Annotated in this window: 17 protein-coding genes and 4 pseudogenes; 18 read left to right on the forward strand and 3 right to left on the reverse strand. The window is 64.5% G+C overall.

Annotated features, from left to right (window positions below; all coding sequences use genetic code 11):
* Positions 1-4542: VCBS domain-containing protein (locus B9A11_RS13185; protein WP_143595883.1), on the forward strand; the 4542-nt coding region annotated here is incomplete at its 5' end.
* A gap of 66 nt (positions 4543-4608) precedes the next feature.
* Here the strand turns inward: B9A11_RS13185 and B9A11_RS13190 are convergent.
* On the reverse strand, positions 4609-5625 hold the full coding sequence (locus B9A11_RS13190; RefSeq protein ID WP_058248518.1) for a sensor histidine kinase: 1017 nt from the start codon (positions 5623-5625) through the stop codon (positions 4609-4611).
* Positions 5622-6211 (reverse strand): annotated as a pseudogene (locus B9A11_RS13195) (winged helix-turn-helix domain-containing protein). Before B9A11_RS13195 ends, B9A11_RS13190 begins: the two are co-directional and overlap by 4 nt.
* Positions 6212-6414: 203 nt before the next feature.
* On the opposite strand from B9A11_RS13195, the gene B9A11_RS13200 reads away from it, so the two are divergent.
* The 5 genes and pseudogenes from B9A11_RS13200 (at position 6415) to B9A11_RS13220 (ending at position 10970) form a co-directional block, all read left to right on the forward strand.
* A complete protein-coding gene (locus B9A11_RS13200) occupies positions 6415-6690 on the forward strand; it encodes a PepSY domain-containing protein (RefSeq protein ID WP_058248519.1) in 276 nt (91 codons plus the stop codon).
* A 180-nt stretch (positions 6691-6870) separates the two neighbouring features.
* The gene (locus B9A11_RS13205; protein ID WP_234988838.1) at positions 6871-7302 is read left to right on the forward strand and encodes a PepSY domain-containing protein; all 432 of its coding nucleotides are present in this window, start codon (positions 6871-6873) and stop codon (positions 7300-7302) included.
* A gap of 34 nt (positions 7303-7336) precedes the next feature.
* A pseudogene (locus B9A11_RS13210) lies at positions 7337-7806 on the forward strand (DUF2271 domain-containing protein).
* A gap of 13 nt (positions 7807-7819) precedes the next feature.
* Positions 7820-10012 (forward strand): annotated as a pseudogene (locus tag B9A11_RS13215) (PepSY domain-containing protein).
* Positions 10002-10970, forward strand: a complete 969-nt coding sequence (locus tag B9A11_RS13220; RefSeq protein WP_234988839.1) for an FAD:protein FMN transferase — start codon at positions 10002-10004, stop codon at positions 10968-10970. Before B9A11_RS13215 ends, B9A11_RS13220 begins: the two are co-directional and overlap by 11 nt.
* On the opposite strand, the gene B9A11_RS13225 is transcribed toward B9A11_RS13220, so the two are convergent.
* Entirely contained in the window at positions 10934-11569 is a 636-nt protein-coding gene (locus B9A11_RS13225) for an alpha/beta family hydrolase (RefSeq protein ID WP_058248521.1), read from the reverse strand. The two genes, B9A11_RS13220 and B9A11_RS13225, sit on opposite strands and share 37 nt — an antisense overlap.
* A gap of 141 nt (positions 11570-11710) precedes the next feature.
* Between B9A11_RS13225 and B9A11_RS13230 the strand changes: the two genes are divergently transcribed.
* The 12 genes and pseudogenes from B9A11_RS13230 to B9A11_RS13275 all read left to right on the forward strand — a co-directional run bounded on the left by B9A11_RS13230 (position 11711) and on the right by B9A11_RS13275 (position 21540).
* Entirely contained in the window at positions 11711-12865 is a 1155-nt protein-coding gene (locus tag B9A11_RS13230) for an aromatic ring-hydroxylating oxygenase subunit alpha (RefSeq protein ID WP_058248522.1), read from the forward strand.
* Positions 12866-12975: 110 nt separating this feature from the next.
* The gene (locus B9A11_RS13235) at positions 12976-13920 is read left to right on the forward strand and encodes an MYG1 family protein (protein ID WP_058248523.1); all 945 of its coding nucleotides are present in this window, start codon (positions 12976-12978) and stop codon (positions 13918-13920) included.
* A 66-nt stretch (positions 13921-13986) separates the two neighbouring features.
* On the forward strand, positions 13987-14247 hold the full coding sequence (locus B9A11_RS13240) for a hypothetical protein (RefSeq protein ID WP_058248524.1): 261 nt from the start codon (positions 13987-13989) through the stop codon (positions 14245-14247).
* Between the two features lie 24 nt (positions 14248-14271).
* A complete protein-coding gene (locus B9A11_RS21425) occupies positions 14272-14436 on the forward strand; it encodes a hypothetical protein (RefSeq protein ID WP_159452502.1) in 165 nt (54 codons plus the stop codon).
* A 38-nt stretch (positions 14437-14474) separates the two neighbouring features.
* The gene (locus B9A11_RS13245) at positions 14475-15467 is read left to right on the forward strand and encodes an AfsR/SARP family transcriptional regulator (protein WP_058248525.1); all 993 of its coding nucleotides are present in this window, start codon (positions 14475-14477) and stop codon (positions 15465-15467) included.
* 855 nt (positions 15468-16322) lie between these two features.
* On the forward strand, positions 16323-16772 hold the full coding sequence (locus B9A11_RS22165; RefSeq protein ID WP_234988840.1) for a cytochrome P450: 450 nt from the start codon (positions 16323-16325) through the stop codon (positions 16770-16772).
* Positions 16773-16885: 113 nt separating this feature from the next.
* Positions 16886-17862 (forward strand): annotated as a pseudogene (locus tag B9A11_RS13255) (PEP/pyruvate-binding domain-containing protein).
* Between the two features lie 82 nt (positions 17863-17944).
* On the forward strand, positions 17945-18460 hold the full coding sequence (locus tag B9A11_RS22170; protein ID WP_234988841.1) for a hypothetical protein: 516 nt from the start codon (positions 17945-17947) through the stop codon (positions 18458-18460).
* Positions 18405-19724, forward strand: a complete 1320-nt coding sequence (locus tag B9A11_RS13260) for a PEP-utilizing enzyme (protein ID WP_234988842.1) — start codon at positions 18405-18407, stop codon at positions 19722-19724. Before B9A11_RS22170 ends, B9A11_RS13260 begins: the two co-directional genes overlap by 56 nt.
* A 66-nt stretch (positions 19725-19790) precedes the next feature.
* Positions 19791-20345, forward strand: a complete 555-nt coding sequence (locus B9A11_RS13265; RefSeq protein ID WP_058248526.1) for an HD domain-containing protein — start codon at positions 19791-19793, stop codon at positions 20343-20345.
* A gap of 95 nt (positions 20346-20440) precedes the next feature.
* Entirely contained in the window at positions 20441-21199 is a 759-nt protein-coding gene (locus B9A11_RS13270) for an SDR family NAD(P)-dependent oxidoreductase (protein WP_058248527.1), read from the forward strand.
* Positions 21200-21219: 20 nt separating this feature from the next.
* Positions 21220-21540 carry a 2Fe-2S iron-sulfur cluster-binding protein gene (locus B9A11_RS13275; protein ID WP_058248528.1) on the forward strand — a complete coding sequence of 107 codons (321 nt, stop codon included), beginning with the start codon at positions 21220-21222 and terminating at the stop codon, positions 21538-21540.
* The last annotated feature ends 15 nt before the right edge of the window (positions 21541-21555 follow it).

Below are 21555 nucleotides of genomic sequence, written 5' to 3' on the forward strand. Positions count from 1 at the left end.
GTCACCGTCGATCTGGCAGCGCTTGGCGCGGATGTGGACAGCGACGACGACGGCGCGAGCCTGACCTATACGGTCAGCGGCCAACCGGGCGAAGGCGCGGCGACCATCACCGGCACCACGCTCACCTTCACCCCCGGCGCGGACTTCCAAGACCTCGCCAAAGGCGAAACCCGCGACGTGACGATCCAAGTCACCGCCACCGACGCCCACGGGGCGACAGCCGCGAACGACGTCACCGTCACCATCACCGGCACCAACGACGCGCCGACCATCGTTGCAGGCGGGGCCAGCAGCAGCGGGACCACCATCGACTTTGACAGCGGCAATAACAGCCTCGGGATGAACACCGGCGATTACCGCGAGGGCACCTATACCCAAGACGGCTTTACCGTCGCGTGGAACGTCGAAAACTATGGCTACAATTACCCGCCCGATGGCAGCGAAGTGCGCGTCAACGACGTGGCCGAGATGCCCGTGCAGGACGTGGACGGCGATGGCGACAACGAATTCGGTGTCTTCGACGAGGTGCAGGACCAAGAGTTCGAGTATAACTTCGGTTACTTCTACCTCAGCAGCGATGACGGCAGCAAAGTCTCGCTTCAGGGGTTTGACGTCTTGAACGACGACGGGCTGAACGGCGAACAGAGCCAGGTCCGCCTGTACGGCTTTTCCGGCGATCTGTTCGTCTATGCCGAAACCGAAGATGACGGCAGCGACGACTGGTACATCGAGATTTACGACAACGCCAATTCGGTCAATATTTTCACGACCTATGGCGGCACGCGTGCCGATATTTACGCTTATTTCCAAGGGATGGACGGGATCAGTGCCTATACCCAGAGCTTTGGCCCTGCCTCGGCAGGTTATGGCAACGGTATCGGCATCGACAACCTCGTGGTGACGCGCGGCGGCACCGGGCCGGTCATGGACGTGGCCGAACCGCTGGTGGAAACCGACAGCGGACTGACCGCCTCGGGCAGCTTTGACGTGCAGGACGTGGATGTCTCGGACGTGGTCTCGATCGCTTCGGTCGAGGTGGCGGTGTCCGGGGACAATCCCGGCGTGGCCCCCGATGCGGCGGCCTTGCTGGCGATGTTCACCCCGCAAGGCGGCGTTGCGGTGGACGGCAGCGCGGACACGGGCACGGTGGCTTGGGCCTTTGACTCTGGCTCCGAGCCGTTCGACGCGCTGGCCGTGGGTGAAACCGTGGTTCTGACCTATACGCTGGAGTTGGCCGACGACGCCGCCCCGGCGCTGAGCGTGACCCAAGACGTCACGATCACCATCACCGGCACCAATGATGCGCCCACGCTTCAGGCCGCGGCGACCAACGCGGTTGAAGACGGCCCGAGCGTCTCCGTCGATCTGGCGGCGCTGGGTGCGGATGTGGACAGCGACAACGACGGCGCAAGCCTGACCTATACGGTCAGCGGCCAGCCCTCCGAAGGCGCGGCGACCATCACCGGCACCACGCTGACCTTCACCCCCGGCGCGGACTTCCAAGACCTCGCGATAGGCGAAACCCGCGACGTGACGGTCCAAGTCACCGCCACGGACGCCCATGGCGCGACGGCAGTGAATGATGTCACCATCACCGTGACCGGCACCAATGACGCGCCGACGATCCTGCGCGGCTCTGACCTGTCGGTGACGGTGCAGACCGGGACCACGCGGGTGACCAACCTGTCGGCCCAGGACCTCGCCATGGCCTATTTCGGCAGCGCGCCCGCCTCGGCCACTGTGATCTACGGCCAAGAGGTGTTCGAGGTCACCCCCGGCAACGGCTATCGCATGGTGCACACCGTCGCGGGCCTCTTCATGCCCGGAGAGCTCAAGGCCGACAGCGTGGTCGAGATGACCATGGATGCGGGCTTTGTCCTGACCGGCGGCGATCAGGACTCAATGGTCGGGCTGACCGATGGCATGGGCCACATGACCTACTACACGTTGGAACAGGCAGCGGGGCACTTTTTTGCCGGCGATATCGACATGGCGGGGAACGTGGACATCTCTGGCGGGGCAGCGACCGGCACCACCGACAACGTCAGCTTTACCTTCATGCCCGTGGCCACGGACTACACCTTGGGCTTCACGCTGGATGGCGCAAACGACCAGATGACCTTTATCGCGCCCTTCACCGGCAGCGGCAATCCCGGCGAGTACATCAACCCGGCCAATGGCTTGGCGATCTACCTCGGGCAGGATGAAAGCAACGAGTACGGCACCTTCAAGCCGATCACCGTCGAAAGCATCGTCGAGGCGCAGGACGCCACCGGCAGCCTGCTGTTCGCGGATGTGGACACCAGCGACGTGCAGACGGCGGCGGTGACGGGCTTTGCCATGTCGGGCGCGACGGCAGGGCTGGATGCGGCGGCGATCGAGGCGCTGTTCTCGATTTCCGTTGTGGCCGATGGCGCAACGCAAGGCGGCAGCGTCGATTGGGCGTTCGACAACGTCTCGGCCCTGTTCCAGAGCCTCGGTCTGGGCGAAGTGGTCACCCTGTCCTATGACATCACCGTGGATGACGGGCAGGGCGGCGTCCTGACCCGCACGGTGGACATCAACGTCGAGGGCATGAATGACGGCCCCGTGGCCCAAGCAAGCGCCATCACCGGCGACGAAGACACCGTCATCACCGGCAGCGTCACCGCCACCGATGCGGATGCAAACGCGGTGCTGACCTATATGCTGGAAAGCCGCGCGGCCAATGGCTCGGTGGTGATGAACGCCGACGGGACGTATAGCTACACCGGGGGCGCCGATTTCAACGGCACCGACAGCTTTACCTATCGCGTGGTGGACCAGTTCGGCCTGTCCTCGGTGGAAACGGTCACGGTGACCGTGGACAACGTGAACGACGCGCCGACGCTGGCGGCGGGCGCGCTGGACGCGGTCGAGGACGGGGCGGCGGTGACGCTGGATCTGGCGGCTTTGGGCGCGGACATTGATCCGGGCGAGGACGGCGCGACGCTGACCTATAGCCTCTTGAGCGGCCCCGCCGAAGGCAGCGCCAGCATCACCGGCACCAGCCTGACCTTTGACCCCGGCGCGAATTTCCAGACCCTGCCCGCAGGCGCGACCCGCGATGTGACGGTTCTGGTGATGGCCACCGATGCCGATGGCGCGACGGCCATAAACGACGTCACCATCACAGTGACCGGCACCAACGATGTGCCGACCATCACCGGCACCGCCGTGCAGACCGTGCGCGAAGATCAGACCCTGACCGCCTCGGGCCAGCTGAACATCTCGGACCCCGATCAGGGCGAAGCGTCCTTCCAGGGGTTTGGCACCACCCTTGGCGACAACGGCTTTGGCAGCTTTAGCATGAGCGCAGGCGGAAACTGGACCTATAACCTCAACAACAATCACGCCGCGGTGCAGGCGCTGAACGACGGGCAGTTCCTGCGCGATACGATCACCGTGCTGTCCGCCGACGGCAGCGGCAGCAGAGAGATCGCGGTACGGATCAACGGCACCAATGACATCAATCCGACGCAGCTGTTCCTGACTTTCCGTCAGCCGTACAACTCCCGTTCGACCTTTGACGAGATGCTGTTCGAGAACCTGACCGTGCGTGTGGACGGGGCGGTCACCGGCTATAGTACATGGGCGGTCCGCTACGGTAGCCTGTCGGGTGGGAACGATGTCTTCCTGAACGGCAACATCGGCTCGTTCTCTTCGACGCTGCGTTATGTCGAGCTGAACCTTGGGGTGCATGACGACTCTGGCCGCATCCAGCTGAACTATCTCTATAGCGGCGGCGACAACGTCTCTCTCAACGGCACCTCCAACGGCGCTGTGGACAATGGCGAAGGGGTGCAACTGCAACTGCGCGCCGCCGGGACCGGGACGGTGACGTTCGGGGATTACCGCAACAACGGTTCGGTGACCAACAACGACTACGTGGGGACCTATACCAACTCTGCGCGGCAGGTGATCATCGACTATCAAAAGGTCGGCAACACCCTGCAAGTTCAGCGGATCCAAGACCCGGTGGTGTTGGATCTGGGGGGCGACGGGTTCGACTTCCTCGATCTGGACGCAGGCGTGACCTTTGATCTGGACTATGACGGTGTGGCCGAGAGCGTCACCTGGGTCAGCGGCACTGACGGGATGCTGGCGATTGACCTCGACGGGTCGGGGACCATCGACAACGGTGCGGAACTGCTGTCCGAAGCCTTTGCGGGTGGCTCCTTTGGCACTTCGATGGCGGCGCTGCGGAGTCTGGATGAGAACGCCGACGGGGTGCTGGACGCGCAGGATGCGGCCTTTGCCGATATGGTTGTCTGGCAGGACGCCAACGAGAATGGCGTCACCGATGCAGGCGAGCTGACCTCGTTGCTGGACATGGGTGTTGATCACTTTGACCTGACCGGCAGCGCCCCCGAGGCAGACAGCCCCGATGAGGTGGTCGAGCTGGCCGAGCTGGTGCTGACCGACGGGTCGGTGATGGACTACGCAGGGGTCGAGCTGGCCTCGGCGCCGGAGGAAATCCTTCTGCCGGATGCGCCGATCACCACCGAAGAGCCCTTGATCTAAGCACCGAAGGCATGGATCAGACCGCGGCGGGGGCGACCTTCGCCGCGGTTTTGCGTTCAGGTGGTGTCAGGCGGTGACAGGCAGCATCAAGGACGCCTCGAACCCGCTGGTCTGACCGGGCCGGGGCGAGGTTAGCGTAACCTCTGTCCCGATGCGGCTGGCGATGGCCGCGACGATGGCAAGGCCCAGCCCGCTGCCGCTGGCCTTGGTCGCGCCCCTCTCAAAGCGGGTGGTCAGCCGCGCGAGGGTGCCTGCCTCCAGCGCCGGACCATCGTTGGCGACGCTAAACCGCCCCTGCGGAGACAGGGTGACCGCGACGGGACTGTCCGCCGCACCGTGCCGCAGCGCGTTTTCCAAGAGGTTGCGGCAGAGGATGCCAAAGGCGTCCGGGTCAAGGTCGGACATCACCGGCGCGTCTGGCAGCGACAGCGTCACGCGATCCGGCGCGGCGCGGGTCAGGTCATGGACGATCAGCTGCGCTACGGCCCGCAGGTCCGAGGCATGGCCCAGCCGCAGGGGGCTGCCCTCGGCACGGGCCAGCTGCATCAGGCGTTCGGACAGGCGGGTGAGGCGTTTCAGCGTGCTTTCCATCTCGGCGGCGCGGGCGCGGGCGGTGGCATCCAGCGTTTCGGCCTGAAGGCGCTGCGCCTGCGCGATGGCCCCGGCCAAAGGCGTGCGCAGCTCATGGGCGGCATTGGCGGCAAAGCTGCGCTCGGCGTCAAAGGCTTGATGCAGGCGGCCAAACAGCGTGTTCAGCGTTTGCGCCAGCGGGGCCAGCTCGGACGGCAGGTCCCCGGTCGGCACCGGCGACAGATCGCGGATGCTGCGGTCTCGCAGGATCACGCGGAACCGGTGCAGCGCCCCAAGCCGCTGTGTCAGGCCGGGATCCTCGCGCGCGATGATGTCCGACACGGCCAGCGGCAAGATCCGCTCGGCGGTCTCGCGCAGGGCGCTGTCAAAGACCTCAACCATCTCGCCGCGCAGGATCACCGCCGTCACGGTGGCGGCAACCAGCCATAGCGCCGTCAGCACCACGCCAACCGACAGCGCCAGCCGCGCCTGAAGGCTGCGCGGCATCCTCATGCCGGACCCAGACGGTAGCCCATGCCGCGCTCTGTCTGGATCACGCTTGCGCCCAGTTTCTTGCGCAGGCGGCTGACGTGGACTTCGATGGTGTTGCTTTCGATCTCTGCGCCAAAGGCATAGAGCGTGTCTTCGAGTTGCGCCTTGGACCGCAGCTGGCCGGGGCGCGACAGGAAGGCTTCGAACAGCGCCCATTCGCGGGCGGTAAGCTGCACGGGTTTGCCATCGCGCAGGATGCTGCGGTCCGCGAGGTCGATGTGCAGATCGCCATGGGTGAGGATCGGGTTGGGGTTGCCGCCATAGCGCCGAGCGACCGACCCGATGCGCGCCGACAGTTCCGCCAGATCAAAGGGTTTCACCAGGTAATCGTCCGCCCCGGCGTTCAGCCCCGCAATCCGGTCAGACACCTGATCCAGCGCCGTCAGGATGATCACCGGGGTGACATCCCCCCGCGCGCGCAAGCCTTGGAGAAAGGGAATGCCGCGCCCGTCCGGCAGCATCAGGTCCAGCAGGATCAGATCATAGCCGCATCGCCCGCCGCATCCAGCCGCTGCACCCAGTCGGCGCCATGGCCGTCACTGGCGATCTAGTCGTTGATGGCGGCCCCGACGACTGTGTCGTCTTCGATCAGCAAGATACGCATTTGGCCCCCGGTTTCTTTCCTACATTCTATCCATGATATATCCAGCTTACGTCAACCTGACGAAGCGGCGCGGGGGCGCTTCAAGTCCGTGTCAGGTTGGCGGCGCATAGACAGGGGGTCGCAGACACCCAAGGGGAAAGCAGATCATGACCAGAGCCATCGCACTCATCGCCGCTGTGCTGGCCGGACCGGCGCTTGCGGATGACGACTGCTTTGTCCCCATGGCCGATTGGCATCCGCGCGCGGCGGTCGCCGAGATGGCGCAGGACCAAGGTTGGACCGTGCGCCGGATCAAGATCGACGATGGCTGCTACGAGATCAAGGGACGCGACCAGACCGGGCGGCGGGTCGAGGTCAAGCTGCATCCCGGCACGCTCGAGGTGATCGAGATCGAGTACGACGAGGAAGACGACGACGATTGACCGTTGTCCCGTTGCGTCATTGTCCGCACCCCCCCGCAGCCTGTCTGACGGGGGTTTTTCTTTGCCTGCTCGGCGGTTTGTCAAACCTGACGCCAAGCTGAAGCACAAAGGCGCGGCGCGTCAGGATACGCTCAGGTCCGCTGTCCAGAGTGTCCCCAGTTCAAAAACAGGAGGCATCCCATGACCGGACCGATGACCAAGACCCTCACCGCACTGGCGCTGCTGGCCGTTTTGCCCGCAGGCGCGCTTTTGGCCGATGACGACGATTGCACCGCCGCGCGCGATCAGTGGCAGCCTATGGAGGCCGCCGAGCAGATGGCCAAGGACCAAGGCTGGACCGTGCGCCGGATCAAAGTCGACGACGGCTGTTACGAAATCGACGGAACCGATGCGCAGGGCCGTAGAATAGAGGCCAAGCTTGACCCCGAGAGCCTGGCTCTGGTCGAGATGGAGCGCAAAGGCGGTTCGTCCGCTCACGACGACGATCACGATAACGATGACGACGGCTTTGGCTATGGCGGCGGGGCCACCCCTGCTCCGGCCGGGACCATCGCGCCGCCCCAGAACGGGCTGTTCGGCGATGGCGCGGCCCCGTCTGTCAAAGTGAACTAAGCCCCGCCCACCATCACCTAGAGGACACAAGACGATTAAAACGCTTCTTTGCACACTGGCGCTGACCACGGCGCTGACCGCCCCCAGCCTTGCCGCCGCCAAGCCGGTGACCCTGACCACGCAGATGAACAGCTATGGCGGGGACGGCGCTTATCTGGCGTTCTTCGTCACCGATGCGGCGGGCGACTATGTCGGCAGCCTGTGGATGGCGGGGGCAAATCCAAGTATTACAAGCACCTGACCGATTGGTATCGGATGACCGGCGGGGATACCGCGCAGGTCAACGGCATCACCGGGGCGAGCGTCGGCGCGGGCCGCCAGCTGGAGATCAGCCTTGATCTGTCGAATGCGCTGTTCGATGCGGGCTATACGCTGCACATTGACGCTTCGGTCGAGGATATGCGCGACAGCCCCGCCGAGGTCTCCGTGCCGCTGACGACCCAAGGCGCAGGCACCCCGGTGTCTGGGCGTCGCTACATCCAGTCCTTTACCTACGATATGTAAGGGGGCATCGGCGATGATCCGCGGACTTCACCGCTGGCCGGGTCTGCTGGCCTTGGGGGTGATCACGGTGCTCGCGCTGAGCGGCGCGGCGCTGGCGGTCTTTCCCGCCTTGGAACGCGTCAGCGCCCCGCAAGCGGACCGCGGTCTAAGCGTCGCGACGCTGGCCGAGCGGGTGCAGACCGTCTACCCCGGCGTCGAGGAAATCCGCCGCAGCCCATCGGGCAAGATCACCGTTTACTGGTTCGATGCGGGCGCGCCGGGCGCGGCGGTGATCGACCCCGAGACGGGGCAGGGGGTGGCCTCTGCCGATCCCAACCAGATCGCGCGGTGGCTGACCAATTTGCACCGGTCGCTGTTCCTTGGCGATGCGGGGCGGCTGACCATGGCGCTGGGGGCGGCGGCGATGCTGGTCTTTGCGCTGTGGGGCGTTGCTTTGGTGGCGCGGCGCGCGGGCGGCTGGCGGCATTGGTTTGCGCCTTTGCGCGGGCCAATGGCGGGGCGCTTGCACGTGGAACTGGCGCGCTTTGCCGTGCTGGGCCTGACGTTGTCCTCTGTGACGGCGCTGTGGATGACGGCGGTGACCTTTGGCGTGCTGCCAGAGGGCGATACGGCCCCCGCCTTCCCGCGTGAGGTGTCCATGGACACCGGCGCTGCGCCGTCCGAGATGCCGCTTCTGACGCAAACCCCCGTGGCAGAGCTGCGCACGCTGCATTACCCCTATGCCGGGGATGCCAGCGACGTCTATACCCTGCAAATTGCCAAAGGCAGCGGCTAAGTGGATCAAGGCACCGGGCAGACGCTGGCCTGGGCGGATTTGTCCGCGTGGGAGAAGGTCTCGGACACCCTGTACATGCTGCACACCGGGCAGGGCGCGGCGGCGCTGGGGCTGGTTTTGGGGGTGATGGCGCTGGCGGTGCCTGCCATGGGCGCAACCGGCGTGATCCTGTGGTGGACCGCGCGCAAAACCCGCCCGCGTCTGCGCGCAAATCGCCCCGCCGCGCAGGCCGAGACCATCCTTTTGGTCGGCTCCGAAGGGGGCAGCACATGGGGCTTTGCCGGGGCTTTGCACACCGCCCTGACAGAGGCGGGGCGCAGGGTGCACACCGCCGCCATGTCCAGCTTTGCCCCCGACCGCTATGCAAAGGCGCAGCGGATCATCGTGCTGGCCGCGACCTATGGCGACGGCGACGCGCCGGCGTCGGCCAAGGGGTTCCTTGACCGCCTGTCCAAGGTGCGGGACATACCGATGGCGGTGCTGGGCTTTGGCGATCACAGCTTTCCGGCCTATTGCGCCTTTGCACGTGCGGTGCAGGCCAAGGCGGCGCAGGCCGGGTGGCGGGCCTTGATGCCCATGGACACCGTCGACCGCCAGTCGCCGCAGGATTTCGCCCGCTGGGGGCGTGACTTGGGCGCGGTGCTGGGGTTGGACCTGACGCTGTTGCACCAGCCCGCGCAGCCGGACGGGCAAAGCCTGACCCTGATCTCGCGCCGCGACTATGGGGCCGAGGTCCAGGCGCCCACGGCGATCCTGCGCTTTGCCCTGCCGAACCTGTCCCTGTGGCAGCGGCTGGCCGGCTTTGGGCGGTTTGACGTAGGCGATCTGCTGGCCGTCCTGCCCCACGGCTCTGACCTGCCACGGCTGTACTCGCTGGCCTCGTCGCGCGGCGATGGCTTTGTCGAGATCGTGGTCAAACGCCAGCCCGGCGGGCTGTGCTCTGGGCATCTCACGGCGCTAAAGCCGGGTGATCAGGTGCGCGACTCCGTCCGCCGCAACCCCGCCTTCAAGCCGGGCAGCTCGCGCGTGCCGCTGATCCTGATCGGGGCGGGGACGGGGATTGGCCCGCTGGCCGGGATCGTGCGCGGCAATCGCACAGGGCGTCCGGTGCATCTGGTGTTCGGGATGCGCCACTCGGACAGCGATTTCCTATATGACACCGAGATTGCGGACTGGCAGGCCAAGGGCCGTCTGACCCGTCTGCTGACCGCCGCGTCGCGCGGCCGCCGCCCGCATTACCGGCAGGACGCCCTGCGCGCCGAAGGGGCCGAGGTGGCCGAGCTGATCCGCGGCGGCGCGCGGGTGATGGTCTGCGGCGGGCGCGGGATGGCGGTGGGCGTGGCGGACGCCCTGACAGAGATCCTCGCGCCGGTGGGCCTGACGCCGCAGATGCTCAAGACCCAAGGGAGATACCTCGAAGATGTCTACTGATCCCACCCGCCACGCGCTGAACGGCAGGGCCATGGGCACCCGCTGGTCGGCGCTGTTCTTTGCCCCGCCGAGGGTCGACCCCGCCCCGATCCAGGCGGCCTTGCAGACGGCGGTGACCGAGATCGACGCGCAAATGTCGACCTATAAGGCGGACAGCGCCCTGATGCGCCTGAACGCGATGCCGGTGGGCGAATGGGCGGAGATCCCGGCGCATCTGGCCCGCGTGCTGGACCTTGGGGTGCGGATCGGGCGCGCCTCTGGTGGGGCGTTCGATATCGGCCTGGGGGATGCGGCGCTGGCGTGGGGCTTTGGCCCCGCCGAGGCAAGCCCGGATGCGATCCGCGAAGCCATGCAGGTCGTGCGGGTGCCTGCGACCGAGGCGCTGGAGCTGGAAGGCACGCGGGTGCGCAAGACCGCGCCCATCGCGCTGGACCTAAACGGCATCGCCAAGGGCTATGGCGTCGACCGTTTGGCGGAAACCTTGCTGGCCCATGGCGTCACCGACGCGCTTGTGGGCATCGATGGAGAGCTGCGCGCGCTGGGGCTGCGGCCCGATGGCCAGCCGTGGGGGATCGCGGTCGAAGCGCCCGATGACACCCGCCGCGCCGCCCAGTCGGTGCTGACGCTGGAAAACGCCGCGGTGGCGACCTCGGGTGATTACCGCCACTGGGTCGAGGTGCAGGGCCGCCGCCTGTCGCACACCATGGACCCGGCGCGCGGCGCGCCGCTGTTGGCCTCACCCGCGTCGGTGAGCGTGGTGGCGGGCAGCTGCGCCGAAGCCGACGCCTGGGCCACGGCCTTGATGGTGCTTGGGGCCGAGAAGGGCGCGGCCTGCGCGCGCAAGCGGGGGCTAAATGCGCTGTTCCTGATCCGCTCGGCGCAGGGCATCGCGGCCACCGGCGTTGGCGCGCTCTTTGCCGATCAGGACAGCGCCTTGGCCCAGTCTGCAATGGTCTGACAGGCCGCGTCGAGGTGATCGTCCAGCGTCAGGCCGGTCTCGCGCTTGCGCGGTTTGAGATCGTGATCGCCATCGGCGAACCATTCGACCCGGATCTGCGGCGACAGCCGATAGCCTGCCACCTCGGCGTCCGACCCAAGCGCATCGCGCGTGCCCTGACAGATCAAGGTCGGGGTGCGCAAGCCCTCAAGGTGGGCGGTGCGCAGCTTGTCCGGCTGGCCCCCCGGGTGAAAGGGGTAGCCCATGCAGACCACACCCTTGATCTGGCCTTCGTCCAGCATATCGTCCGCGATCAGGCTGGCGACGCGCCCGCCCATGGATTTGCCGCCGATCAGCACCGGCCCTTCGCTTGCCAAATCGTTCAGGACCGCGCGGTATTCCTCTTCGAGGATCGGCATCTTGGGCGGCGGGCGCTTGGAGCCGCCGCTGCGCCGCTGCGCCATGTAGGCGAACTCGAACCGGGCCACGCTGATTCCCCGCTGGACCAGCCCGCCGGCCACGGTTTCCATCCACGGGGTGTCCATCGGCGCGCCAGACCCGTGCGCCAAAACCAAAACAGGGGCTCTATCCCCGGCCCGTTTCCAAAGAATTTCCGCCATCGCGCCCCCCTATGGCTTAAAATCGCGCGTCCTGCGCCACTTGAACGAAACTTTCTTGCGTAGTGGTATGCGACCCCTCATATAGGTGCAAATTTTTAATCCCCGCCGCACCAAGCGGACCAGACTAAAAAGAAGCCCGCCATGACCATCAGCACACAAGAGCGCGACATCATCCGCGACATCCTTGAAATGGCCGAGACCAAGACCACGCACATGCTGGACGAGGTCATGGAAAACCCGGTGTCGAAATACACCGACCCCAAGCAGCTGGAGCAAGAGACGCAGATCCTGTTCCGCAAGTTCCCGTTGATCATCGGGCATATCTCGGACGTGGCCGAGCCGGGCGATTTTCTGACCCATGACACCACCGGCGTGCCGATCCTTGTGACGCGCACGCAGGACGGCGTGCTCAAGGCGTTCCTGAATGTCTGCCGCCACCGGGGCGCGCGGCTCGAGGACAAGCCCTGCGGCAAGGCGCGCACCTTTTCTTGCCCCTACCACTCCTGGACCTATGGCCTGGATGGCAAGCTGCGCGGGATGCCCCACAAAGAGGGCTTTGACGGCGTCGCGCGTGAGGACATTTCGCTGAAAGAGCTGCCGGTCTGGGAACGCTTTGGCCTGATCTTTGTCATGCCCTCGCAGCCCGATCACGAGGTCGACATCGACGCGTGGCTCGCGCCCTTGGCCGAGCAACTGAATGGGCTGTCGATGGACACGCACCACGTGTTCCGCAAGTGGGAGCTGTCCAAGAACATGAGCTGGCGCCTGCTGCTCGAAGGGTTTCAGGAAAGCTATCACTTTTGCCACGCGCACCGCGACACCGCCTGCGCGGGCTATCTGGACAATCAGAGCATCCACCTGAACTTTGACCCGCATGTGCGCCACGCCCTGCCGCAGCCGAACATCGTGGAACTCAAGGACAAGCCCGAGGAAGAGTGGGAGTACCGCAAGTACTTCATGACGCAGAACTATATCTTCCCGGCGAACTTTGTGCAGGTGCAGACCGACCACATCTACATCCACACGATCATCCCCACTGGCCCCGGAACCTGCGTGTTCCAGTGCATGATGCTGATCGCCGAAGAGCCCAAGACCGAAAAGGCCGAGCGCTATTTTACCAAGAACTACGATCTGATCCGCGTCGTGTTCGAAGAGGATTTCGTCATCGGCGAAGGCATCCAGAAGGGGCTGGAAACCGGCGCGAACAGCGATTTCCTGTTCGGCAAGTTCGAATGTGGGCTGCAATTCGGCCAAAAGGCCATCGACGCGGCGCTCCGCGGGGAAATTACCGTTTAAACGCGGCGTTTCTTGGTTACTCAAACCTTGAGGCACCGGGTCATTCCGGGCTAGGGTCCGCGAGATTTCGCGCGGTCCCGGCTGCGCCATGACGCAGCGACGTAGGCCCAATGACGATCTCTTATCTTGTGACGCATTCCGGTGGTTTCCACGCGGATGAACTGTTGTCCTCGGTCATCCTGACCCGTCTGTACCCGGATGCGCGTATCGTGCGCAGCCGCGATCCCGAATGGATCACGCCGGGCGAGGACCGCATCATCTACGACGTGGGGCGCGAATACGACGCGGATCGGCTGATTTTTGACCACCACCAGCGGCCCACGCCCAAGCGCCACAACCACGACCATCCCTACAGCTCTTTCGGGCTGATCTGGCGGCACTATGGCGAGGCGTATTTGCGCAGCTTGGACGTGCCGGAACAGGACATTGCGAGCATTTTTGCCTCTTTCGATCAAGGCTTTGTGCTGCCCATCGACCTGATGGACAATGGCGCGATGGACCCGTCCGCCGGGGGCAACCTGATGTCCCAGCTGACGCTGCCGACCCTGCTCGAAAGCCTCAAGCCGCCGTTTGATAACCGCGCGCCGGGGGCGGACGATGCGGCCTTTGCGCAGGCCTTGCCCATTGCGCGGGCGTTTGTCGAGGCGGCCATCGCGCGCCGCGCCGCCAAGCACCGCGCCGAAAGCATGGTGATGGAGGCGATTGCGAAAGCGGGGGACAACCGCGTGCTCGAGCTGCCCATGGGGATGCCCTTCCGCTCGGCGGTGGAAAAGGCCGGGGCGGATCACATGCTGTTCGTGGTGCACCCGCGCGACCAGGACTGGGCGCTGACCGGCATTCGCGTGGGCGACGACACGTTCGAGCAGCGCGCCGACCTGCCCGCTGCCTGGGCCGGGCTGACCGATGGCGCGCTCGAAGAGGCTTGCGGCGTCAAAGGCGCCAAGTTCTGCCACAACGGGTTGTTCATCTCCGTGGCGTCCTCTCACGCGGCGATCACCGAAATGGCCCAGCTGGCCGTGGCGGAGTTTGAGCACGCGCAGGCTGCGGCAAAGTAACTTTGGGATTTCTTTGGTCGGGGCGCGGCGGCTGTGTAAGCTGTCCGCAGCCCGCAGGAGAGTCCCATGCCCCATTCCGCCCCCCGCGCGCCCTCTGACGTGAATGCCGCGCTGTTTTGCGATTTCGCCGACGCAGGCTTTTTGGACGCCGCGCTTCAGGGGTTCGTCCACAGCCTTGGGCCGGTTCTGCTGACCGATGACGCGGCGCTTTTGCCCCGGATCGCGCCGCCTCGGCGGGTTGCGATTGCGGGGCTGGGGCTGGACCGTGTGCCGATCGAGTCGAGTGAAGTCCTGGGCAACCTTTGGGGAGAACTGGCGTCTTTCTAGGGGCTTACCTCTGTTGTTGTGGACATGAGCTGGGGCTTGACGGCGGTGCAGGGGGTCACGGGCTATGAGACCTGGGGCGCCATCGCCGAGGAGCTCGCCGCGCAGATCGGCGTGCCGGTGCTGTCGTTCTACAACAAGGAACACATGATCGAGGATCAGGTGCAGGCGGCGTTCCGCGCGCACCGGTAGTTTCTCGCGCCGTCGGGCTGTACGAAAACCCGTTCTGGGTGCCGCCCAAGCTGCTGCGCCAAGGCACCGTGGATGAGCAGCTGGGCTTTATGCTGGGGCGCGTGGTGCCAGATTACGCGGGCGGCAAGTTCTTTAAGGGGGTGGAACGGCAAGCGGCGCGGGGGGCATCGCCCGATTGGCTGAACCGCAGTCGCGCCGCGCCCACAGGCAGCCCGCGTTGGCACATTCACTGTCTGGGGCAACTGACCGTGTTCACCGGCGGCAACCGCCCCGTTGACTGGCAAGTGTCTGGGGCCGCTCCGAATAAACTGCGTGTTCTTTTTGCATATCTTTTGCATACCGGCGAAAAAGGCGCGCATTCCGAACGGATCAGCGAGCTGCTTTGGCCCGAGGGCAGCTTCGAGAAGACCAAGCGCGCCCCTCTGCATCACGCCATCGCCATGCTGCGCAAGGCGCTTGGGTCCAAGGATGCTGTGGTGCGGTCGGGCGAGTATTATCGGCTAAACGTGCCGGTGGGCTCTTGGCTCGACATCACCAGTTTTGAACAAATCTGCCGCCGCGCGATTTCGTTGGCGCGCCATGGCGTGCCGTCGGACGCGCTGCCGGTCTATTTCGCGGCCGAGCGGCTATATGGTGGTGATCTGTTCGAGGACCTGCCGCTGGAGTACCTGCACAACGAGCACGAGGACCGGGTCTTGCCCCGCCGCACGTGGCTGCGCGAGATGGCGATGCGGGTGCAGTATGATATGTCGGCGCTCTTGCGCAAAGAGGGGCGGACGGCGCAAGCCTTGGACCGCGCACAACGTGCGATTGCGCTCGACCCGTCCAGCCCCGAGGCGAATATCGAAGCGATGCGGGTGCTGCACGCCCAGGGTCGCCTGACCGCGATTCACCGCCAATACCGCCAGTTCCGCGCCGCCGTCGAGGCCGCAGGCGACCTGCCGGAACGGGACGAAGTCCATGATATCTATGAGGAACTTTGCGAGTCTCTAGAGGGCCAAAGAAATTCCAAAGTTTTGGCAATACGGTGATTCGCAAGCCGTGATTCAGAGCAGGGAGGCTCATCACGGACCTATGGGAGGATAATAAAATGAACGCGCATGACGGGAGTCTGCCGTCCAAAGGGTATGACCCTTTTGACCTGAACAAACCCCACGCCCGGTGGGAAGAGTTCCGCAAGGAACAACCGATTTTCTTTGACGAGCCAAGCGGTTACTGGATCGTGTCGCGCTACGAGGACTGCAAGCAGATCTTTGACGACTGGAAGACCTTTTCCAGCGAGAACGCCCAGAAACCCATGCGTCCCATGTGCGAGGCGGGGCGGCAAGTGCTCAAGGACGGGGGCTTTACCGCCTATTCCGGCCTGACCGCCCGCGTGCCGCCCGAACACACCCGCATTCGCAAGATCGCGCAGTCGTGCTTTGGCCCGCGCCGCTTCAAATCCATCGCGCCGATGATCAAACAGATCGTTTCGGACCACCTCGACAAGCTCGAAGCGGCGGGCGCACAGCAAATGCCGGTGGATTTCTGGCAGGTCGTGGCCTACCCGGTGCCCGCTTATGTCTTGTTCACCTTGATGGGCATCCCCGACGAGGACGTGCCCAAGATCAAGCGCTACGGCGAGGCGCGCGCCCGCATGACGTGGTCCGATCTGAGTGACGAAGAGCAGATCCCCGTGGCGCACGACATGGTGGCCTATTGGAAATACATCCACGATCTGCTGGATATGCGCCGCGCCAATCCCGGCGATGATTTCCCGTCCGATCTGCTGCGTTTGCAGGCCGAAGGGGCCGTGCTCAGCAACGACGAGATCGCCGGCGTGCTATTCGACGCTTTTTGCAGGGCACGAGACAACCTCGACCTTTATGGGCAACTACGTGCTGGCGATGATGGACAACCGCGATGCGTGGGACGCCGTGCGCGCCGATTCCTCGCTGATCCCGAACGCCGTCGAAGAGATGCTGCGCTTTATGCCGTCGGTTGTCGGTTGGCGGCGCAAGGCCCGTCACGCCACCACCGTCGGCGGCGTCGATCTGCCGGAAGGCGCTGAAATCCTTATGATTACCGGCTCTGCCAACCGCGACGAAGAGCACTTCCCCAGCGGCGAACCACTGGACATCACGCGCCAGAACGCCCGCACCCACATGAGCTTTGGCTACGGCATTCACTATTGCCTTGGGTTTCAGCTGGCAAAGATGGAAGCGCAGGAACTGGTGGCGCAACTGTCCGAACGCTTCCCCTCGCTGCGGCTCGCGCCGGGGTTCGAGGCGGAATACCTGCGCAACATCACCTTTCGTGTGCCGACCTCGGTCATGGTGGAGTGGGATCAGGTATAAGGGGGCCGGGGATGAAGGATCTGGGAATGAATGAGCTGTACACCCTGCCGTTCAACGCCATCGGCAGCGACGATCACAACCGGGTCGGGGGCAAATGCGCCTCGCTGGGCGAGATGACGCAGGCCGGGGTTGCCGTGCCGCCGGGCTTTGCGGTGACCACCGATGCCTATCAGGCGATGCTGGACCATCACGGGTTGCGCGCCGAGATTGAACGCCATCTGACGGGCGTGGACCCCGACGATATCGATAGCGTCGACCGCGCGGCGCAGGCGATCCGCATTCGCATCCGCTCGCACCATTTGCCCGCCGAGGTCGACCAGGCCATCCGCGCCGCCTATGACGCGATGGGCAGCGATATGCCCGTTGCGGTGCGGTCCTCTGCCACGGCCGAAGACTTGCCGGACGCAAGTTTTGCAGGCCAGCAGGACGCTTACCTGTGGGTGAAGGGCGCAAATGACGTGGTGGACAAGGTCCGCGATTGCTGGGCCTCGCTGTTCACCACGCGTGCTGTGGCCTACCGCGAAAAGACAAGATCGCGCATATCGACGTGCTGATGAGCGTCGGCGTGCAAAAGATGGTCAAGGCCCGCACCGCTGGCGTTGCCATGTCGCTGGACCCGGTGACCGGCGACCGCACGCGCATCGTCATCGACGCCAGCTGGGGTTTGGGCGAGCTGGTGGTGTCCGGTGTCGTGACCCCGGACAACTACACCGTGGAAAAGGTGCTCGAAGAAATCGTCGACCGCAAAATTTCTGACAAACATGTCGAGCTGGTCGGCGATGAGACCCTTGGCGAGGCGATCGAGCGCGACGTCCCCGACGAGCGCCGCACCATTTCCTGCCTGTCCGACGCGGAAATCATGGCTGTCGCCCGTCTGGCCAAACGACTGGAAAAACGGAACAAATGCCCGCAGGACGTAGAGTGGGCCTTTGACGCGGATCTGCCCGAAGGCGAGAACTTGCTCGCCCTGCAAAGCCGCCCCGAAACCATCTGGTCGCAAAAGAAAAAGGCAAAGCCGTCAAACGCTTATGCCACCGGCATGATGGGCATCGTCAACACGTTGAACAATCCGCTCGGGTCCAAGACCTGACACCATAACAAGTACGACAACGTACGCCATTCTTAGGGAGGACACAGAAGGGACGCGCAGAAAAGCCTGTTCCCAAGCGCTTTTGAGGTCGCAACGCCCGCCGGGGGCCGACGGCTGGCAGGATCTCTATCCGTATTACACCCAGTTCAATCCCAAACGGCGCGCCGAGGATGACCAGACCTTTTGGTTCTGCAACTCGCAGCACTGGCCGACGCCGTTCCGTCCGTTTGACGTGATCATGGTGGATTTCGCGACGAAATCGCTGGGCCAATACAACACCCGCCACCTGCTGGTGCCGCCCGAGAATGGCGTCGATTACCGCATTCTGAACGGCTATGTGTACTTCTCGCCCGTCGGCGTGAACCCGCAGGACATCGAAGCGTGCGTTCCCCAATTCATGGAGCGCGCCGGGCATTACTTTGCCAACTGGGGTGACCTCTACGCCAACTGGAAAACCAAGGTGATGGCGCAGATCAACGCGCTGGAGTCGCTGGATTTCACCACCCTGCCAGAGGTCGAGCCGCTGGACGTCGTGACCAGCGGTGCGGGGGCCGGACAGCACCAACCAGCTGTTCGACCAATACGACCGCGCGATTGAGCTGTGCTATAAGATTTGGCAACACCACTTTGAGTTCCTGAACCTCGGATATGCCGCCTATCTGGACTTCTTCGGGTTCATGAAAGGCGAATTCCCCAACATCCCCGATCAGGCGATTGCCAAGATGGTGCAGGGCGTCGATAGCGAACTCTTCCGCCCAGATGATGAGCTGAAAAAGCTGGCCAAGCTGGCGGTCGAACTGGATCTGGGCGACGCTCTGGCGACGGGTTCCGTGGATGAGGCGCTCGCCGCTGTCGCCGCGCAGCCGAACGGCGCGCAGTGGATAGAGGCGTGGGAAACCGCGAAAAATCCGTGGTTTAACTTTACCTCGGGCAATGGGTTCTATTCGACCGACAAGTATTGGATCGACCATCTGGACATCCCCATGTCCTACCTGCGCGACTACATTGACCGTCTGAACGACGGCGATGAGATCATGCGCCCCACCGAGCGTCTCTTGGCCGAGCGTGACCGCATCACCGCCGAATACCGCGAGATGATGGAGCCAGAGGCGCAGGCCGTTTTCGACGGCAAACTGGGCCTTGCCCGCACCGTGTTCCCCTATGTCGAAGATCATAACTTTTACATTGAGCACTGGGCGATTGGCGTCTTTTGGCGCAAAATGCGCGCGCTGTCGAAACTGCTGGCGGATCAGGGCTTTTGGGAAAATGAGGACGACATGTTCTTTCTCAATCGCAACGAGGTGCGCGACGTTTGGTGGGATTATTCCTCTTCGTGGGCGATCGGCGTGGCCAAGCGCGGCACCGACGTGTGGCCCGAGGAAATCGCCCGCCGCCGCAAGATCTATGAGGCGCTTTCGGCACAATCCCCGGCCCCGGCGCTGAACAACCCGCCCGAAGTGATCACCGAGCCGTTTACCATCACGCTTTGGGGCATCACCTCCGAGGCGATTGACCGCTGGACGGGTGGGGCGTCTGAGGACGGCATTTTGGCCGGTATGGCCGCCGCCCCCGGCATCGTCGAAGGCACCGCCCGCGTGCTGCGCAGCCCGGACCAGCTGTCCGAGCTGAAAAAGGGCGAAATCCTCGTGACGCCGGTGACCGCGCCGTCCTGGGCGCCGGTGTTCGGCAAGATCGGCGCGGCGGTGGCCGACATTGGCGGCATGATGAGCCACGCCGCGATTGTCTGCCGCGAGTATGGCCTTCCGGCGGTGACCGGCACCGGCACCGCCAGCAGCCAGATCAAGACGGGGATGCGCCTGCGGGTGGATGGCAACACCGGCAAGGTGACCATTCTGGACTGATCACTCCGACCTGGAGGCGCGCGTCTTGCGCCCCCATTTTTCACGCAAATTCCAGAGGATGGATGCTTGATTGCTCAGGACATCTTTTTGCCGCGCGATCGGGCGCTTTGGGAAGAGGCAAAGCCCTATCTGAACGTGCGCAACAATGACGAGCACACGATCATCGCCTACGCGCTCGCGCAGGTGCTGTTGCGGGAAATCCCCGAGGCGGACCCAGACGTGGTCCTGCCCGCGATCCTGCTGCACGATGTCGGGTGGAGCCGTGTGCCCAAGGACTTGCTGTTGCTCGCCGTGGGGCGCAGGCCGACGCGGCTGGATCTGGTGCGCGATCACGAGCTGTATGGCGTGGATATTGCGCGCGAGAACCTTGAACGGCACCGCCTAGAGGGCGTCGACATCGACGCGGTGTGTCAGATCATCGACGGCCACGACACGGTCAAAGAGGACAAGAATATCAACGACGCGGTGGTCAAGGACGCGGACAAGGGCTGGCGCTCGACCCCGCATGGGATGCGCACCATTGCCGGCTGGTATGACGTGCCGGTCACCGAGGTGCTGTTGATGCTCGAGGAACGCTCGAACCCGGTGATGCTGACCGCGCCGGGGCGCGCGCAGGCCTAGGCGCAGACCGCCGCGGTGCGCGCGGAACGGGCGATCCAAAGCTATCTGGGCCGAGGCCCGGAATTCACGACTTTCAATGAAAAGGCAGGAACATCATGGGGGTAACGGGCTTGGGGCTGGAGGGCAAAGCCGTCATCGTCACGGGCGCGGCCCAAGGGATTGGCCGCGCCTTTGCCATGGCCTTTGCGGCCGAGGGGGCGCGGGTGCTGGCCGCGGACATTGCCTGCTGCAAGGACACCTGCGCGTTGGTCGAGGCGGCGGGCGGCACCTGCGTGACGACGGCCTTGGATGTGACAGATGCGGCCAGCTGCCGGGCGATGGCGCAAGCGGCACAGGACGCGTTCGGCGCGGTCGATGTGCTGGTGAATAACGCGGCGTTCTTTGCGGCGCTCAAACGCGCGCCCTTTATGGAGCTGGACGAAGACGACTGGGACAAGGCGATGAACGTCAACACCAAGGGCGTCTGGCAGGTCAGCCGCGCCGTGGTGCCCTTGATGAAAGCGCAGGGCGGGTCGATCATCAACATCGCTTCGGCGACGGTGTTTTCCGGCTCGCCGCACTGGATGCACTACGTCGCCTCCAAGGGGGCGGTGATCGCCATAAGCCGGGTGATGGCCAAGGAGCTGGGCCCCGACAACATGCGGGTCAACGTGATCGCGCCGGGGTTCACCCTGACCGAGGCGAGCTTTGGCCACATTGAAGATGCGCGCAACTATGGCGTGGGCCGCGCCGCGCTTTGCCGCAATGCCGAGGCCGAGGACATCACCGGCGGGGCGCTGTATCTGGCCTCAAAGCTGTCTGGGTTCATGACCGGGCAGACCTTGGTGATTGACGACGGCAAGCAATTCATCTGACGTACGAAGGAAAAGACAGAATGGTCAAAGTGAAGTTCATCGAAGAAACCGGCACCCGCCGCGATGTGGACGCCAAGGAAGGCGAGCCGCTGATGTATGCAGCCAAGGACGCGGGCATCGAAGGGATTATCGCGGAATGCGGCGGCTCTGCCATGTGCGCCACCTGCCACTGCTACGTGGTTGAAGCGCCGAACGGCCCTTTGCCCGCGCCGGACGTGGCCGAGGCCGACACGATTGAGTTCAACGCCGAGACCCCGACCGAGGCCTCGCGCCTGACCTGTCAGCTGGTGGTGACGGCGGCCCTCGAAGGGGCAGTGTTCCAAGTCGCCACCGGGCGCTGAGCCGTCAGGGGACGG

The organism is Tropicibacter naphthalenivorans (assembly GCF_900176475.1).
GTDB classification, from domain to species: Bacteria; Pseudomonadota; Alphaproteobacteria; order Rhodobacterales; family Rhodobacteraceae; genus Tropicibacter; species Tropicibacter naphthalenivorans.

What these genes read in the sequence shown, in the direction of transcription:
- B9A11_RS13190 (WP_058248518.1), bottom strand. Translation starts at nt 5,625, where the DNA reads ATGAGGATGCCGCGCAGCCTTCAGGCGCGGCTGGCGCTGTCGGTTGGC.
- B9A11_RS13200 (WP_058248519.1), top strand. Translation starts at nt 6,415, where the DNA reads ATGACCAGAGCCATCGCACTCATCGCCGCTGTGCTGGCCGGACCGGCG.
- B9A11_RS13205 (WP_234988838.1), top strand. Translation starts at nt 6,871, where the DNA reads ATGACCGGACCGATGACCAAGACCCTCACCGCACTGGCGCTGCTGGCC.
- B9A11_RS13220 (WP_234988839.1), top strand. Translation starts at nt 10,002, where the DNA reads ATGTCTACTGATCCCACCCGCCACGCGCTGAACGGCAGGGCCATGGGC.
- B9A11_RS13225 (WP_058248521.1), bottom strand. Translation starts at nt 11,569, where the DNA reads ATGGCGGAAATTCTTTGGAAACGGGCCGGGGATAGAGCCCCTGTTTTG.
- B9A11_RS13230 (WP_058248522.1), top strand. Translation starts at nt 11,711, where the DNA reads ATGACCATCAGCACACAAGAGCGCGACATCATCCGCGACATCCTTGAA.
- B9A11_RS13235 (WP_058248523.1), top strand. Translation starts at nt 12,976, where the DNA reads ATGACGATCTCTTATCTTGTGACGCATTCCGGTGGTTTCCACGCGGAT.
- B9A11_RS13240 (WP_058248524.1), top strand. Translation starts at nt 13,987, where the DNA reads ATGCCCCATTCCGCCCCCCGCGCGCCCTCTGACGTGAATGCCGCGCTG.
- B9A11_RS21425 (WP_159452502.1), top strand. Translation starts at nt 14,272, where the DNA reads ATGAGCTGGGGCTTGACGGCGGTGCAGGGGGTCACGGGCTATGAGACC.
- B9A11_RS22165 (WP_234988840.1), top strand. Translation starts at nt 16,323, where the DNA reads ATGATGGACAACCGCGATGCGTGGGACGCCGTGCGCGCCGATTCCTCG.
- B9A11_RS13270 (WP_058248527.1), top strand. Translation starts at nt 20,441, where the DNA reads ATGGGGGTAACGGGCTTGGGGCTGGAGGGCAAAGCCGTCATCGTCACG.
- B9A11_RS13275 (WP_058248528.1), top strand. Translation starts at nt 21,220, where the DNA reads ATGGTCAAAGTGAAGTTCATCGAAGAAACCGGCACCCGCCGCGATGTG.